This is a genomic window from Erwinia sp. 2186 (assembly GCF_057812255.1).
The window spans coordinates 2,471,016-2,486,759 of the sequence record NZ_CM173824.1 but is presented as its reverse complement, the minus strand read 5'-3'; the positions used below and the strand labels follow the sequence as shown (position 1 = coordinate 2,486,759).

Here is a 15,744-nt window from a genome sequence, read left to right as displayed (position 1 = left end):
TCTTGCCGGGAAAGTTGTCTTTTTAAATCGTGGTCAAATTTTTAGCCCCAGGCTGCCAGACCGAATCTCCCGATCGCGAGACAACCCGGCGCAGAGCGGATCGCACCACCGCGACGTGGAACGGGGTAATGACAAAAAGATAAATTCTGCCAAACCAGCTGTTCACCTTTACGCTGGTTGTTGAACGCAGCATCATCCCGGCGTCGGTAGCATCAAGCGTAAACCAGGCCCTGAAATCCAGATGGCTGTCCAACATTCCCAGCTCTACTTCGTCAGGTGAGGAGTGGATCACCGGGAAGAAGGCGATATGATCGACGTTGCTGTCGTGATGCTTAATCTCTTCGGAGGTTTTGACGCCAAAAGGCGAGACTATCATATCCCGCAATTTCATCAGGCCACGAAACAGGGCCGGCGGCTTTGAAAAGGCAATCTGAGCAAGCCAGTAGGCATCTGCCCGGGTGCCCGCAGGCAAAATAACCCCGTAACAATCAATCAGGTCAGGCGAACTAAAGTGGTTTTTCGCCCGTAATGGCGGAGGTGTAACAAAGACGCCTTTTGAAGCTTTATGCATTTCCATGCAGGCCTTCCTTTTAAAGAGATTGTTTAGGATATTAACCGAGCCAGTTGCTTTTAGCCGCCTCAATTTCCCCTTTATTCTGCTCAACCCACAGCAAAATCGCCTGTAGATGCGGTTCTAACGAACGCCCAAGGGCGGATATTTCATAGATCACCGCCACCGGCGACTGGGTCAGTACCGTGCGGGTAATAAATCCATTGGCTTCCAGTCTTCTCAGCGTCTGCGTCAGCGCTTTTTGGGTAATGTCCGGCATCGCGCGGCGCAGCGCATTAAAGCGCACGGGTCCATGACAGAGTTCATTAAGGACCAGCAGCGTCCATTTACTGGTTAATTCTTCCAGAATCACCCGACTTGATTCCAGCTGTTGAGGCGTTGATGAAGACATAAGGAAGGATACTCCAGGCTACCTGGTGGCATTCAGGTACCTAATTGCAATCAGGTATAAATAGTATACTAATACGATCTCTGATAACAAGGAGAGCACAATGACGCTTAATCATCCGCCCAATCGCTCCATTTTGGTCTTTGGCAGCACCGGTCAGCAAGGTGGGGCCGTGGCTTCTGCATTATTATCCCGTGGCCTGCCGGTCAGGGCATTCGTTCGCGATCTGACCAGCCCCGCATCCCTGAGTCTGGCGGCCGCTGGTGCACAAATGGTGAAGGGCGACCTCAACGACGGTGAATCTATCCGCGAAGCAATGCGCGACGTCTATGGCGTATTCAGCATCCAGCCAAGTTCAGGGCAGGGTGAAGCCTACGGCGTGACGGATGAGCAGGAAATTCGTTACGGCAAGACGATCGCCGATATCGCCGTCGAGCAACGTGTTCAGCATCTGGTTTACACCTCAGTGAACGCCGCAGGTCAGGGCCCCACCGGGCTGGGGCATTTTGACAGTAAAACCGAGATTGAGAACCATATACGGCAACGGGATATCCGCTATACGATTATCCGTCCGGCGGCCTTTATGGAACTGTTGCTGCTGCCTGGCATGGGGCTGGATCAGGATAAATTCACCTTCTTTGCTCGCCCGGAGCAGGCTTTTCAGCTTATCGCCGTGCAGGACATCGGCAAAATTGTGGCTGAAATTTTTAGCAAGCCGCAACAGTTTGTGGGACGAACCCTCGAGATCGCCAGCGATCGTGTTACCGGGAATGATTTGCAGGCTTTGCTCAGCCAGGCGGCCGGTAAGCCTATCCACTATCAGCGTTTCTCCGAGACGCTGCTCAATGAGAATGATTTTCTCAAGCGTCTGGCTGCCGTGATAGACGACGGTCGCTGCGCCGGTCATGCGGATTTGCCGGCGCTGAACCAGGAGTTTGGTCATTTAACCCGACTGCAGGAATGGCTGGCAGGGCCAGGCAAAGAGGCGTTTGCCGCGGCGTTGGTCAATGAGAGTGCCGATATCGCGTTGCGGTAATGCTAAGCGATTAACATTCGTTTTAAAAACAGTCAATTATCCGACTTTAAATATTTATCTGGAGTACTCGAGCTAACCTCCATTATGGTCAATGGGGATCAGGCGCGGTGAAGTGGCGAAGCTTGAGATCCACAGCGCGGACATTCAAAAATGATATCGCTACGTGAAATCTGCAAGGCAAGGGGTGCCACGTCATAAAATAATTCACGTAGCGACGCCATCGAAAAACGATAAAACGGAGGGCATACCAATGCGCATTGTCGTCGTAGCGCCATACGATCAGCAGTGGCCAGTGCAGTATCAAGCAGAACGCGCCAGGTTGGAGGCTGTGCTGAAGTCAGTGATGGTGTCCAGTCATCATATCGGCAGCACATCAGTACCGGGCTTGGTGGCGAAGCCGGTGATAGACATTTTGCTGGAAGTCACAGACCTGAGCGAGTTGGATAAATGCAACGGGGCCATGGCTGCTTCAGGTTTTGATGCACGGGGTGAAAACGGCATTGCCGGCAGAAGATACTTCACCAAAGGCGGAGATCGTCGGAGTCATCAGGTGCATGCGTTTGAGGTGGGTGATGAACAAATCGTTAAACATCTGGCGTTCAGAGATTATCTGATAGAGAACCCGCAAGTGGCAGAAGCTTACGCGGAGCTGAAACAGAACGCGGCCAAAGTTTGTAGGAATGACATAAAGCGGTATCAGCAGATGAAGACGGATTTCATCAGTCATTATCTGAAGCTTGCCATGGAAGAGCCAGAAGCGCGGCAAATGGCTACCAAAGCCAATGGCGGCTCAAAAGCACAGATTCCCCGTAACGATACCTAGGTTCGCATAATGTATATTATGTTAAATTGCATATTAACCAACGAATCGCCCATTGATAAACCCCATACCTTCCCTCTATTACTCATCTGGTGGCTAGTCATTGCCAATCTCTCTGCTGGCCATCAATCTGGGACGCCACTGGACCGTCACAACATCTTCTGCATTTTGAAATTGATAAACGCTTGCCCCCGCACCTGCACCAGCTGTTGTTCGTTCACATCGAAACCCTGGTGAATGAAAAACGGTTTTGCCGTGATGCTTGCTTCAGTCACCATCGACGTCACGCCGTTCACCCTCGCCCATTGCTCAACCGTGTTGTACAGCGCTGTCGCTACGCCGCGTCGCTGATACTCCGCATCGGTAAACAACAAATCCAGATGACCAACTGCTTCCAGACTGATGATGCCGACAATGCGCCGATCGATTTCCGCCAGCCAAACCTTGCTGTCATTTAACCGCTGCTGCCAGCGCTGACGATCGACCTGACTCCACGCCAGAATCTGCTGTTGATCATAATCCTTGCTGGCGATGCCACGCACCGCGCATTGGAACACGGCAATCGCTGCATCCAAATCTTCTGGCCGGTACAACCTGGTTATGATGCGCATTGCATGCCTCTGAATAAACAAAAACCCCACGCAACATTAGTAAAATTGCAGGCTGACATCAACGGCTTCCACGTTTCTCAATCTGCCCACCACAGACCCGCCAGGCTCCCTCGCCTCTTAACCTTACCTTTCACTTCATCCATAACCCCATCCAGCGCACAAAACACGTAAATGATTTGCATGTTCCCCTCATCCTTTTCTCACCGCTGCCGATACCACTTAAGACAGGCATTTGCGTGCCCGTTACTTTTTACAGAACATCAGGAAAATGACTCCCATTTCATCCCAGCATGCGCACCAACGTGCGTAAAGAGATACGTCCGTCGCCTTAAGGCGTTGGATCAAGTGTCCAGCAGGGAAAATTACGCGGCCGCTTGCCGAACAGAATTTCGTTGTGATGGACGTGGCCAGACGCCGCGCCCGCAACGGGATCATTGCGCTATTGCTAACTTCCTGAGGTGTTCTATGTTTGGTGTGAAAAAATCGGTTTTTTCTCTGCCCTCGTCCAAAAGTAATAGCATCGCAAGGGATATCGATGCGATCAAACAGCATGTGGCATGGATTGAGTTTTTGCCCGATGGAGAGATCCTCAGCGCCAATCAGCAGTTCCTCGACGTTACCGGCTACACGCTCAGTGAGATTCAGGGCAAGCACCACCGAATTTTTTGTAAGCAAGACTTCAGCCGCTCATCCGCTTATGCCGCCTTCTGGCAAACTTTAGCCAGCGGCGAGTCCGTTACCGGCATCTTTGAACGCTTCAGTAAACTGCGCCAGCGTTTCTATCTCAGCGCGACCTACTTCCCGGTCAGCGATGATAAAGGCCAGGTTTATAAAGTGATCAAAGTGGCGAGTGATATCACCGCCCGCCATCAGGAACTGGAACAAAAAGAAGCGGTGATCACCGCGCTGGATCTGTCGATGGCGGTGATTGAGTTCACGCCGGATGGCAAAATCCTGACGGCCAACAGCAACTTTCTCACCCATATGGGCTACAGCCTGTCTGATATCGTCGGGCAGCATCATCGCATCTTCTGCTTTGAAAGCTTCTACCGGGAAAACCCGGATTTCTGGCAGAAAATTGGCAAAGGCCAGCACTTTGTCGGACGCTTCGAGCGCAAAACCGCCAGCGGTGAACGTATCTGGCTGGAAGCCAGCTACAACCCGGTGTATGACGCCGATGGCCATGTGTACAAGGTGATCAAGATTGCCTCGGACATCACCGCCCGGGTGGAAGCAGCTAAACGCGTGGCCGACATTGCCGTCACCACCTCCGAGCAAACCTCGCAGATTACCCACAATGCCAATGAAGTGCTGGATGAAACGGTGCGCAACTCCGGGCTGGTTGCCGTTCAGGTTAATGCGGCGACAGAGATTGGTGCACAGCTCAGTGCTTCGGCCAAAAGCATCAGCGAAGTGGTGGATACCATTAACGTGATTGCCGCGCAGACCAACATTCTGGCGCTGAATGCCGCCATTGAATCCGCCCGCGCGGGTGAAGCCGGACGTGGATTCAGCGTGGTTGCGGCGGAAGTTCGCCGGCTGGCGGCGTCAACCGCCAGCGCCACGCAAAAAATCACCACCGTGGTCGAATTGAACTCAGACCTGATCCAGCAGATGTATAAGCAGCTCGATGCGGTGAAACAGTTCGTCACCTCAGAGCAGGATAAAATCACCGACCTGTCGCGCAGCCTGAAGGAAATCAACAGCGGCGTCAGCCAGTTTGTCAGCGTTATCCACCGACTTGACGTGTGATCGCGCTACGTGAATTCTGCCAATCTATCAAGGCACTGGCCTTGCAGAATTCACGTGGCAACACCAAAAAAGAGGACGCAAATTAGTTATTTGCGCCCTTTTCTTCTGCTTTTTTACCGGGTTCGGCAACTACTTAACGCCGGCGATCCGCTTAAGCTCTTCTTCCGCACCCGGTGCAACCGCCAGAACCTTAGCGCCTTTGGTTATGCGATCGCCTTCGGTGTTAAACGGTAAATACCAGCCGCCCGCTTCTTTCACCAGGCAGTATCCGGCCAGGCAATCCCAGGCATGCATATAGGGTTCGAAATATCCGACCACGCGACCGGCAGCGACCCACGCCAGCATCAATGCGCCCGATCCGATGCGGATAAAGTTGCCGCCCGCTTCCAGCACGGCGCTCAACAACTCGCCGACTTCTTTTGGCGTCACGTAGCTGTTGGCACCAAAACCGACCACATGGTTTTGCAAGGTTCTGGCCGGATCGACCTTCAACGTGACGCCGTTTAAGGTTGCGCCCTTGCCGCTGGCGGCAATGTAGCACTCATCAAAACAAGGTGCGTAAATCACTCCAATCACCGGCTCACCGGCATACAGCACGGCGACGGAGACGCACCAGTTTTGCATGCCGTTAAGAAACGGGCTGGTGCCATCAATGGGATCGACCACCCAGGTGAAGCCTGAGGTGCCGGTTTGTAATCCGGTTTCTTCACCCAGGAAACCGTCGTTGGCGAACTGCGTACGGATCAAATCGTCGATATGCTGTTCGACTTCGCGATCGGCAATCGAGACCACATCCTGCAGATCTTTCTTGGTTTCAATCACTAAACGTTCACGCTGATTGAACCACTTCAGGGCCAGCGCGCCGCCGGTTCTGGCGGCTTTTTCGGCCAGCGCCAGACGCTCCATCAGCGCGCCGTTATCTAACTCAGTCATAGTTGTTCCTTACATCCAGGGTTAAGGGGCAATCAGCGCCAGGCCTTGCGGTTTAAAATCCAGCTTCACCCGAGCATTAGGCGGCAGCCGCTGTTCCATCTGCGTATCAACGATAAACAGCGCGCCAAGGTCAGTTTTCACTTCATATTCAATATGATCGCCAAGCCAGGTGGTATGTATAATTTCACCGTCGAGCGCGCCTTCGCCAGACGGGCAGACGGTGATGAACTGCGGACGCACCGAGAGCTGAGCCTTACCCGGTTGCGCGCCGTTCCCCTGCACCCGATAACGCTGGCTGCCGAGGCGGATCAGGGCATTATCCCCTTCCAATGTTTCAACTTCACACGGCAGGATGTTCGCTTCACCCATAAAATCGGCGATAAACACCGAGTTCGGCGAGCGGTACAGGGTTTCCGGCGCACCCTGCTGGGCAATATTCCCCTCCTGCATCACGATGATTTTATCGGAAACGGCCAGCGCCTCTTCCTGATCGTGGGTGACATACACGGCGGTGAAGCCCAGGCGCTGTTGCAGATCGCGGATATCCGTCCGCACCCGACGGCGCAGGCGTTCATCGAGGTTAGACAGCGGCTCATCCAGCAGCAGCACCTGCGGTTCCAGTACCAGCGCGCGAGCAACGGCAATACGCTGCTGCTGTCCGCCGGAGAGTTCCGAAGGCAGCCGGTTGCCCTGATGCTCCAGACCGATCATCTTCAGCCCTTCTCTGGCGCGATCCTGCGACTCCTTCTTGTTCATGCCGCCGGCCTGCAAGCCGTACATCACGTTGTCCAGAGCCGACATATGCGGGAACAGCGCGTAGGACTGAAACACCATCGCCACGTCACGCTCATTGGCCGGCAGATTGGTCACATCTTTGCCGCTGATGCGAATGGTGCCGGACGTGGGATGTTCCAGTCCGGCCAGTAAACGCAGCGTGGTGGTTTTGCCGCAGCCCGAAGGCCCCAGCAGCGTCACCAGCGTGCCCGCCTCAACCGTCAGCGACAGGTCGGGAACGGCGGTGAATCCGGCAAAGCGCTTTGAGACATGTTCAAACACAACGGTTCCGGCTTTTAACGCGCTCATACGGCATTCTCCTGGGTTAAGGCAGCGGCAGACGGTGCTATCGTCGCCACCTGGGTGGTTTTACTTGCCCGGCCCAGGCGACGTTCGCCGACCAGCAACTGGAATACGGCAATGATCGCCAGCATCACGACGATCAGCACCGAAGAATAGGCGATGGCCACACCGTACTCGCCGTTTTCAACCAGCCCAACAATGTACGAGGTCGCCATGTTGTACTGCGCGCTGACCAGGAAAATCACCGCACTGATTGAGGTGATCGCCCGGACAAAGGCATACACCAGCGCGGCGCTGATCGCCGGTTTCAACAACGGCAGCACCACTTTTCTCAGCGTGCGGAAGCTGTTGGCCCCAAGGGTTAAGGAGGCTTCATCAAGGCTCTGGTCGAGCTGACTCATCGCCGCGATCCCCCCGCGCACGCCGACCGGCATATTGCGGAAAACAAAGCAGACGATCAGGATCAACGCGGTGCCGGTGATTTCCAGCGGCGGCAGGTTGTAGGCCATCACATAGCTGACGCCGATCACCGTGCCGGGAATGGCAAAACTCAGCATCAGCGCAAACTCAAACGCCTGACGACCGGCAAACTTCTGCCGGACGATCAGCCAGGCGGTTAACAGGCCGACGATGGCGGTCAGAGGTGCGGCGATCAGCGCGATTTCCAGCGTGGTCCAGAAAGAATTCCAGGCGACGCCGGTCCACAGCAGATGCCCATCCTGCAGCGTGATGCTAAAGGCGCGAATATAATGTTCCAGCGTCAGGTTATTGTTCAGTCCCCACGACTGCACAAAACCGCCGATCATAATCATGCCGTAGATCACCAGGGTGAACAGTCCCCACGGGATCACCAACCCATACACGCCAATCCGCATCGGTTTCGGTAACTGCGCATGGCGGCCGCCATCCCCTTTGCCGGTGACGGTGGCGAAGCTTTTACCGGAGAGCCACACGCGCTGAATAATAAAGGCGCATAAGGTAAAGCAGAGCAGGATCATCGCCAGCACCGCTGCCCGGCTCGGATCGTTCTGCGCACCAACCACCGAGAAGAAAATCTCGGTAGAAAGCACGCCGTGACTGCCGCCCAGCACCATCGGGTTGCCGAAATCCGCCATGCTTTCGATAAAGCTGATAAGGAAGGCGTTGGCCAGTCCCGGCGCCATTAACGGCAGCGAAACCCGCGAAAAGGTGTGCCAGCGGTTGCCGCGCAACGTTTGAGACGCTTCTTCCAGTGACGGGCTGATGCCTTCCACCACGCCAATCAACACCATAAAGGCCACCGGCGTAAACGACAGTACCTGGGCAATCCAGATGCCGGTCATGCCATACAGCCAGCGTCCCGGCTCAATGCCAAACAGCGCGGCGAGCTGCGTGGTGACCACACCCGAACGGCCAAACAGCAGGATCAGGGCCAGCCCGATCACAAACGGCGGCGTGATGATTGGCAGGATGGTCAACATCCGCAGCGCTTTTTTACACGGCAAGCCGGTACGCGAGACCGCCAGCGCAAAAGCCAGTCCCAGTAACGTTGATCCGGTGGCGGTCATCAGCGCCAGCATCAGCGTGCGCCAGGCGGTGCCGCAACTTCCGCCGGTCAGGCAGGACAGGCTCCAGATGGCCGGATCCTGAATATTGCTGATTAGCCCGTCCGGCTTAAAGCTACCGTCGACATCCTGCACCGACGCGACAAACAGGCTCAGCACCGGATACAGCACAAAGGTGCTGACCAGCGCGACCAGCATCACAATCGACGCGACCACAAAGGCATCGCCTTTCAACACTCCACGCTCTGCCAGCGCAAAGGAGAACAGCAGCAGAAAGGTGGTAAGCATCAGAATTGCGCCGGCGCCAAACGCGGGTTGGCCCTGTGCCAGCGGCCCGAAGGCATTTTCCAGCCACAGCCAGTTCCAGCCGCTGTAGCCAATTGCGTGCCCTTCAACCACCATAAACACGATGCCCAGCGCGCTGACCGCCAGTAATAAGGCACTCCGCGTGCCGCTGTGTTTGATTAAGCCACTGAGTGCCGCCAGCCCAAACAGACTGACGATCGCCATCAACCACGGATGCAAATGCGACAGCATCTGCCACAGGCCTGCCGCGGTCGCCTCATCGCCCCACAGCGTGGTGAGCCAGGAGAACTGGAAGAACCCCGCTTCCAGGCTGTACCAGGGCAGCAGCGTTAATGCGACCGCGCCCAGACCCAGCGCGCCGACTAACCGCCGGTTATTTGTATTCATACAACACCTCGACCTGAACGGGCAGGCTGAAGCGGACGTCAGGCGTGAGCCACCGCTGTTCGGTAAAGCTACCGGGCGATCCCGGCAGTGCGAGATTACTGAGCGCTTGCGCCGATTTCTTTATCCCAACGGCCCAGCAGCGCTTTGCGCTTCGCGGTATCGCCATAGGTTTTGAAATCGTAATCAATCAGTTTGATATTTTCGAAGCGCGGCGCGTATTCAGAGATTTCAGCTTTGGTATTGGACGGCAGCTGGAAGGATTTGGCTTCTTTCATATGCGACTGGGCTTCTGCGCTCAACGCCCAGTCATACCAGACCTTGGCACTGGCCAGGTTGCGTGCGCCCTTCACAATCGACATCGACCCAATCTCGTAGCCGGTGCCTTCACAAGGCGCGACCGTTTTCACCGGGAAGCCATCGACTTCCATCGCTACCGAATCATGCATAAAGACGATGCCGACGGTGGTTTCACCGCGTGCCGCCGCTTTCACCGGCGCAGAGCCGGATTTGGTGTACTGCGAGATATTGGCATTGAGCTTTTTCAGGTAATCGAACGCCTTATCTTCACCCATGATCTGCACGAGGGTGGCTAAGGCGTTATAGGCGGTGCCGGAGGAATTCGGGTTAGCGATTTGGATTTCGCCCTTGAAGGCCGGGTCAAGCAGGTCCGCCCAACAGGCTGGCGCTTTGATCTTCTTCTCGGCAAGTAATTTGGTGTTGTAGCCCCAGCCCAGCGCACCGGCGTAGATGCCGACGGTACGATAACCGGAAATCTCGGCCTGCTTCTGTGCCCAGTCTTGCTGCTGCGGCAACAGCGGCGATTTGTACACCTGGGTCAGCCCTTCTGATGCGGCCTGCATATGCGGATCGCCGGTGCCAGCCCACCAGATGTCGGTGCGCGGGTTACGCGCTTCGCTGCGTAAACGGGCATAGGCTTCTCCGGCGGAGAGCCGGACCATGCTGACTTTAATGTCCGGATGCGATTTGCTGAAGATGTCGGTCATATGTTCGCAGACCACCACATCCGCTGAACAAATCATATTGAGGTTCCCGGCGGCGCTGGCCATCAGCGGCAGGCTGGATCCGCAAAGTGTAAGGGCAGTGATCAACAAGGTGTGACGCATGGGTATTCTCCTTGATTGTTATTTGTGTTGCTGATAAAACAAGCATCTTGCACATGTGTGCAAAGTAATAGAGTACATAATTTCGCCCGTCAATCACCTTGGTGCCGAATTGACTGGCAGTGTCACAAAATTGCAACATAATCACGGCGCATTATTTTGCACACTTGTGCAAAAGGTGGAATAGTCATTCTGGTGTGGTTACCAGCAGGAGAGAAAATGTGAGCCAGGGTAAAACGGGGATTAATGCGTATGACGTCGCGCAGCGTGCCGGCGTGTCCCGATCGGCGGTGTCGCGCACCTTTACGCCGGGGGCCAGCGTGTCGGAAAGTACCCGCAACCGGGTGATGAAAGCGGCAGAAGAGCTGGGTTATCACGTTAATCATCTGGCGCGTAGCCTGGTCAGTAACCGCAGCGGCATCGTGTGCCTGATCGTCTCCGATGTCGCCACGCCCTACCGTGCCAGCCTGGTCAGTTGGCTGACGCATTTTTTGCAGGAAGCCGGCAAGGTGGCGATGATCATTAACACCGATCTTTCCGATAACAGCGTCTCGGCGGCCCTGCAGCAGGCGATCAACTTCCGCGCCGATGCCTCGATTATTCTTTCAGGCATGCCGGACAGCGGCATCACCCAGCTTTGTTACCAGCACGGGCAGCACCTGATTCTGATTAACCGTGACGAATCCCTGCCCGGTTCGCTGAGCATCAACCTGGATTCCCGCAAGGCGGCCGATACCGCCATCAGCGCCTTTGTGCGCGCAGGCTGTCGCCATCTGGCCTTTGCCAATTCGCTGGCCGGTACCCCCAGCCTGATGAAACGAGAAACAGATTTTCTGGGCGCGGCCGAACGCGCCGGCCTGACGGTGGACGTTGAGCGCTTCGGCACCACCTCGTATGAAAGCGGACAGATACTGGCGCATCGCCTGCTGACCCGGCAGAAGCGGCCCGATGCGGTATTTTGCGTTACCGATCTGGTGGCCTGTGGTTTTATGGACGAAGCGCGAACTCGTTTCAGCTTACGCATCCCGGAAGATTTGTGTATCGTGGGCTACGACAATATTGCGCAAAGCGGCTGGTCATCCTACAACCTCACCACCTTCGCCCCGCCGATGGAAACCTTTTCCCGCGAGGCGGTACAGTGGCTGGTTGCTCAGGAAAAAAGCAGCCATGAACTGGATCCTCGCGTCGATCGGCCCAGCGACAAATGCCTGTATGAAGCCAGCGTGGTGTGGCGTGGCTCGGTCCGTGGGGGATAAACCAACACTATTCAGAGGTCGTCATGTCAGACATTAAGTCAGCACAGTGCCATTGTGGTTCCGTCGTGTTTAACGTCGAGCTTATTGATGGCTTTAACGGCGTGCTTTGCTGCAACTGTTCCCTGTGCGCGAAGCGTGGCGCGGTGATGGCGATGGGTAAACGGGTTGAGGTGATCAAAGGGCAGGATATGCTGACCGAGTACCGCTTTAATTCAGGCGAAGCCGCGCATTTCTTCTGCAAAACCTGCGGTGTCTATACCTTCCACCAACGGCGTTCGAATCCGGAATTTTACGGCATTAACGTCGCCTGCATTGAGGGCGTTACGCCTTTCGACTTTTCCCCGGTCCCGGTCTCCGATGGCCTTAATCACCCCAAAGACGGCGGCGCGGGCGGCATCGCCGGTTATATCTCTTACACACCGAAGTAATCACCGTCGGTAATCAGGTGTCTCTGAGACGCCTGATTAGGGTAAGATACGGCAACTTTTTACGTCAGCACGGAGGCTATCATCGCCTTTTCTCGCCGCTTTTTCCCGGCCACCAATCTGAAAAAATTCAGCGCGCTGGCGCTGGTTGGCACCGCGTTGCTGCTGGCCAGCTGCGCCTCACAGCCACCCAAATCGCTGGTAACGCCCTTTCCAGCAGTGACTAAGCAACCGGTTCCTGTGACACCGTCACTTACCGCGCAGCCGATGCGCGGCGTCTGGCTGACCACCGTTTCGCGGCTGGACTGGCCACCGGTCTCGTCGGTGAACGTTAGCAGTGCGGCGCTGCGTATCAGCCAGCAGCAACAGGCGCTGAAGGACAAGCTGGATAAGCTGAAAAGCCTCGGCATCAATACCGTCTTCTTCCAGGTTAAACCGGATGCCACCGCGCTGTGGCCCTCCAAAATCCTGCCGTGGTCAGATATGCTGACCGGCAAAATTGGCGAAGATCCGGGTTACGATCCGCTGCAGTTTATGCTCGATGAAGCGCACAAGCGCGGCATTAAGGTGCATGCCTGGTTTAACCCCTATCGCGTGTCGGTCAACACTAAAGCGTCGACGGTTGCCGAGTTAAACCGCACCGTGTCGCTACATCCCGCCAGCGTGTTTGTGCTGCATCCCGACTGGATCCGTACCTCAGGCGATCGCTTTGTCCTCGATCCGGGCATTCCGGAAGCGCGGGACTGGATCACCAGCATCGTCTCCGAAGTGGTTGCCCGTTACCCGATAGACGGCGTGCAGTTTGATGATTACTTCTACACCGAATCGCCCGGCTCTGCCCTGAACGACAATCAAACCTACAGCCGCTATGGTCAGGGGTTTGCCTCAAAAGCGGACTGGCGCCGACATAACACCCAGCTGCTGATCGAGCAGGTGTCGCGCACCATCAAGCAGCTGAAACCGGATGTGCAGTTTGGCGTCAGCCCGGCCGGCGTCTGGCGGAATATTTCGCACGATCCGGCCGGTTCAGCGACTCGTGGAGCCGCCGCCTATGACGAATCCTATGCCGATACCCGCCGCTGGGTGCAACAGGGCCTGCTGGATTATATTGCGCCGCAGCTGTACTGGCCTTTCGCGCGCGATGCGGCGCGCTATGATGTGCTGGCAAACTGGTGGGCGAACGTGGTGAAAAACACCCCGACCAAACTCTATATCGGCGTGGCGCTGTATAAAATTGGCGAACCGTCGAAGATGGAGCCGGACTGGATGATTGAAGGCGGCGTGCCCGAGTTGAAAAAGCAGCTCGATCTGAACGATGCCGTGCCGCAGATTGACGGCACGATCCTCTTCAGGGAGAACTACCTTAATCAACCGCAGACGCAGAAAGCGGTCGATTATCTGCGCTCACGCTGGGGACGCTAATCAACCTGTTCGGCCAATAAATTCCAGGCGCTGGGATGCTGTTCAAAACCGATTTTTGGGTAGTATTCCACCGCCAGCGGCGCGGCCAGCAGGATAACGCGGCATTTTGGATGAAGCTGCGCGGCGGTGACTGATATCAGCTTTTTACCCAGCCCGGACTTTTGCACCGTCTCGGACACCGCGAGGTCGGACAGATAGCAACAAAAGCTGAAATCGGTCAGCGATCGCGCCACGCCCACCAGCCGGTCGCCAATCCAGGCGGTCACCAGCAGGTTGCTGTGTTTCAGCATATCGGCGATGCGATCCCGATCGGCAATTGGCCTTCTCTCGCCAAGCGAGGTCTCTTTCAGTAAGTTGATAAACTGCGTTTCGGTGATAGGTTCATTAATTTTGTAGCCGATCTCTGCCTCTGACATGCCAGACTCTCCTGCTGATGATGGCGATCGATAGTATCAAGACTCAAGGAGCATCATCATGGAACATCCGGTCAGCAATCAAGACTATTTTCAGCAAACCTTCGATAAGCTGGATCTTATTTCAGCCAGTCTGGAAAGCGCGCGATTTGAAGAGTGCGTGTTCAATAACTGCAACTTTACCTCGGCGCAACTGACCCGCTGTAAGTTCACCCAATGCACCTTCAACCACTGTAACCTCAGCGTGACGGGCATCAGCTGGTCGACGTTTTATGAGGTGGCGTTCAATGAGTGCAAGCTGAGCGGCATCGACTGGACGCGCGCGCAGTGGCCAACCTTCAATCTCGATCCTGAGCTGCAGTTTACCCAATGCCTGTTAACCAACGCGTCGTTTCAGGGATTGAAGTTAAATGGTTTGAGGCTGGACGAGTGCAAGCTGCATGAAGTGGACTTCCGCGAGTGTGATTTGGCCAACGCAACGATCACCGGCTGCGACCTGGCAGGCAGTTTATTTAACAACACCAATCTGCGGGCGGCGGATTTTACCGACTCCTGGAACTTCACTATTGACGTGATGCACAATACCGTCGCGAGGGCGAAATTTTCGCGGCTTGAAGCGGTGAATTTGCTGGAAGGATTGGGGATTGAATTAGTCGATTAAACAGAATATTCGTCATCTGGTTGATGAATAAAGAAACACCAGATGACGTAAAGCCGATTTAGGTTACACGATTAACTAATTAACCAGATGGAATTTAGCCGTTGCGGCACTTCTTTCTTTTACCGGCAGGCTGGTCAGGCTGTCTTCGAGGATACCCAGAATGGCGCTATCGACCTGTTCATCGAACTTTCTGGCGAATAAATTTTTACTGTTAAGCAAAACCACTGAATCTTTTCGGACAAAATCACGTGGACGCAGCTTAATATCATCACTGGCGACCCAGTCAATTTCACGTTTATCGTCGGAGACGATCACTGATTTAAAGGTGGTATTCATCAATACCGTCTGGAAAAAACCTTCATCTGCGATCAGCGTATTTCGGTAGAAGTCTTCAAACTTTTTCAGTTCAGGACTGTAGGTAATGAACTCACAGAACGCCCGGCTGAGGATCATCCATTGATTGCCAATATAGGGCGTCACACCTTTTAAAAACATCCGGTTGGCAAGCGGATCGATTTCTAATTTATCCCCCACTTCCTGTACATAGTCTTTAATGCGGTGCAGGGTTTCCGGACGGATTTTGGCCTGATCGGCAACCTTAATAAATTCAACGCCTTTATGCAGATTCAGGAAGCTCAGTATCTCTGCCTGACTTTTTAACGGAAAGTCCTGCCCGCTGAGGTTGATAAAATATTCCCATTTAACGTCCATATTGACCAGTTTTTTAATGCCGCGTAATGCTGCATCCACCAGACTATAGCCGCCCCAGATCGCATCTTTGCTTTCTAATATCGACGCATTGTCATAGTCTTTTAAAAACAGGGTGATGTCATCAACCGTTTCAGCCTCTGCACCTTTATCGATATGGATCAGGTAATGATTATCCGCATGATAGATAGATTTAAACAGACGTTTAAACTGGTGAGGGTAACGGTGTGCAAGAATAAAATAAGCGATCATTGAATTTCCTTTCTTGATTATTATAAAATAATCCTCATGGAAATAATGAGGTAACAAACGA

General features: G+C 54.5%; 16 protein-coding genes. 7 read left to right on the top strand and 9 right to left on the bottom strand.

Features of this window, described 5'->3' with window-relative positions:
- Nucleotides 1-22: 22 nt before the first annotated feature.
- A complete protein-coding gene (locus ACXKZG_RS11530; protein WP_488874865.1) occupies nucleotides 23-577 on the bottom strand; it encodes a DUF2867 domain-containing protein in 555 nt (184 codons plus the stop codon).
- Between the two features lie 34 nt (nucleotides 578-611).
- A complete protein-coding gene (locus ACXKZG_RS11525) occupies nucleotides 612-962 on the bottom strand; it encodes a winged helix-turn-helix transcriptional regulator (RefSeq protein WP_346597248.1) in 351 nt (116 codons plus the stop codon).
- A 100-nt stretch (nucleotides 963-1,062) separates the two neighbouring features.
- Here ACXKZG_RS11525 and ACXKZG_RS11520 point away from each other — a divergent pair, with 100 nt between their 5' ends.
- Both ACXKZG_RS11520 and ACXKZG_RS11515 read left to right on the top strand, forming a co-directional pair.
- The gene (locus ACXKZG_RS11520; RefSeq protein ID WP_488874864.1) at nucleotides 1,063-1,995 is read left to right on the top strand and encodes an NmrA/HSCARG family protein; all 933 of its coding nucleotides are present in this window, start codon (nucleotides 1,063-1,065) and stop codon (nucleotides 1,993-1,995) included.
- Nucleotides 1,996-2,245: 250 nt separating this feature from the next.
- The gene (locus ACXKZG_RS11515) at nucleotides 2,246-2,818 is read left to right on the top strand and encodes a GrpB family protein (RefSeq protein ID WP_488874863.1); all 573 of its coding nucleotides are present in this window, start codon (nucleotides 2,246-2,248) and stop codon (nucleotides 2,816-2,818) included.
- Between the two features lie 146 nt (nucleotides 2,819-2,964).
- Here the strand turns inward: ACXKZG_RS11515 and ACXKZG_RS11510 are convergent, their stop codons facing one another.
- On the bottom strand, nucleotides 2,965-3,426 hold the full coding sequence (locus ACXKZG_RS11510; RefSeq protein WP_488874862.1) for a GNAT family N-acetyltransferase: 462 nt from the start codon (nucleotides 3,424-3,426) through the stop codon (nucleotides 2,965-2,967).
- A gap of 465 nt (nucleotides 3,427-3,891) precedes the next feature.
- On the opposite strand from ACXKZG_RS11510, the gene ACXKZG_RS11505 reads away from it, so the two are divergent.
- Complete coding sequence (locus tag ACXKZG_RS11505) at nucleotides 3,892-5,178, top strand: methyl-accepting chemotaxis protein (RefSeq protein WP_488874861.1); 1,287 nt, start codon at nucleotides 3,892-3,894, stop codon at nucleotides 5,176-5,178.
- 129 nt (nucleotides 5,179-5,307) lie between these two features.
- Here the strand turns inward: ACXKZG_RS11505 and ACXKZG_RS11500 are convergent, their stop codons facing one another.
- From ACXKZG_RS11500 to ACXKZG_RS11485, 4 genes are all read right to left on the bottom strand, one after another.
- The gene (locus ACXKZG_RS11500; protein WP_471720180.1) at nucleotides 5,308-6,111 is read right to left on the bottom strand and encodes an inositol monophosphatase family protein; all 804 of its coding nucleotides are present in this window, start codon (nucleotides 6,109-6,111) and stop codon (nucleotides 5,308-5,310) included.
- A 21-nt stretch (nucleotides 6,112-6,132) separates the two neighbouring features.
- Complete coding sequence (locus tag ACXKZG_RS11495) at nucleotides 6,133-7,194, bottom strand: ABC transporter ATP-binding protein (RefSeq protein ID WP_488874860.1); 1,062 nt, start codon at nucleotides 7,192-7,194, stop codon at nucleotides 6,133-6,135.
- The gene (locus tag ACXKZG_RS11490) at nucleotides 7,191-9,425 is read right to left on the bottom strand and encodes an ABC transporter permease (RefSeq protein WP_488874859.1); all 2,235 of its coding nucleotides are present in this window, start codon (nucleotides 9,423-9,425) and stop codon (nucleotides 7,191-7,193) included. Before ACXKZG_RS11490 ends, ACXKZG_RS11495 begins: the two co-directional genes overlap by 4 nt.
- A 95-nt stretch (nucleotides 9,426-9,520) precedes the next feature.
- Entirely contained in the window at nucleotides 9,521-10,549 is a 1,029-nt protein-coding gene (locus tag ACXKZG_RS11485; RefSeq protein ID WP_105758950.1) for an ABC transporter substrate-binding protein, read from the bottom strand.
- Nucleotides 10,550-10,767: 218 nt separating this feature from the next.
- On the opposite strand from ACXKZG_RS11485, the gene ACXKZG_RS11480 reads away from it, so the two are divergent.
- The 3 genes from ACXKZG_RS11480 to ACXKZG_RS11470 all read left to right on the top strand — a co-directional run bounded on the left by ACXKZG_RS11480 (nucleotide 10,768) and on the right by ACXKZG_RS11470 (nucleotide 13,649).
- Nucleotides 10,768-11,802 carry a substrate-binding domain-containing protein gene (locus ACXKZG_RS11480; protein WP_206401119.1) on the top strand — a complete coding sequence of 345 codons (1,035 nt, stop codon included), beginning with the start codon at nucleotides 10,768-10,770 and terminating at the stop codon, nucleotides 11,800-11,802.
- 23 nt (nucleotides 11,803-11,825) lie between these two features.
- Nucleotides 11,826-12,230 carry a GFA family protein gene (locus ACXKZG_RS11475; protein ID WP_488874858.1) on the top strand — a complete coding sequence of 135 codons (405 nt, stop codon included), beginning with the start codon at nucleotides 11,826-11,828 and terminating at the stop codon, nucleotides 12,228-12,230.
- A 117-nt stretch (nucleotides 12,231-12,347) separates the two neighbouring features.
- Nucleotides 12,348-13,649 (top strand): glycoside hydrolase family 10-like protein, encoded by a 1,302-nt coding sequence (locus ACXKZG_RS11470; RefSeq protein ID WP_134824168.1) that lies wholly within the window; start codon nucleotides 12,348-12,350, stop codon nucleotides 13,647-13,649.
- On the opposite strand, the gene ACXKZG_RS11465 is transcribed toward ACXKZG_RS11470, so the two are convergent.
- On the bottom strand, nucleotides 13,646-14,065 hold the full coding sequence (locus tag ACXKZG_RS11465) for a GNAT family N-acetyltransferase (protein ID WP_013202222.1): 420 nt from the start codon (nucleotides 14,063-14,065) through the stop codon (nucleotides 13,646-13,648). The two genes, ACXKZG_RS11470 and ACXKZG_RS11465, sit on opposite strands and share 4 nt — an antisense overlap.
- Nucleotides 14,066-14,123: 58 nt before the next feature.
- On the opposite strand from ACXKZG_RS11465, the gene ACXKZG_RS11460 reads away from it, so the two are divergent.
- On the top strand, nucleotides 14,124-14,723 hold the full coding sequence (locus tag ACXKZG_RS11460; RefSeq protein WP_206401117.1) for a pentapeptide repeat-containing protein: 600 nt from the start codon (nucleotides 14,124-14,126) through the stop codon (nucleotides 14,721-14,723).
- A 75-nt stretch (nucleotides 14,724-14,798) separates the two neighbouring features.
- On the opposite strand, the gene ACXKZG_RS11455 is transcribed toward ACXKZG_RS11460, so the two are convergent.
- Nucleotides 14,799-15,683 (bottom strand): beta-1,6-N-acetylglucosaminyltransferase, encoded by an 885-nt coding sequence (locus tag ACXKZG_RS11455; RefSeq protein WP_105758945.1) that lies wholly within the window; start codon nucleotides 15,681-15,683, stop codon nucleotides 14,799-14,801.
- Nucleotides 15,684-15,744: the final 61 nt, after the last annotated feature.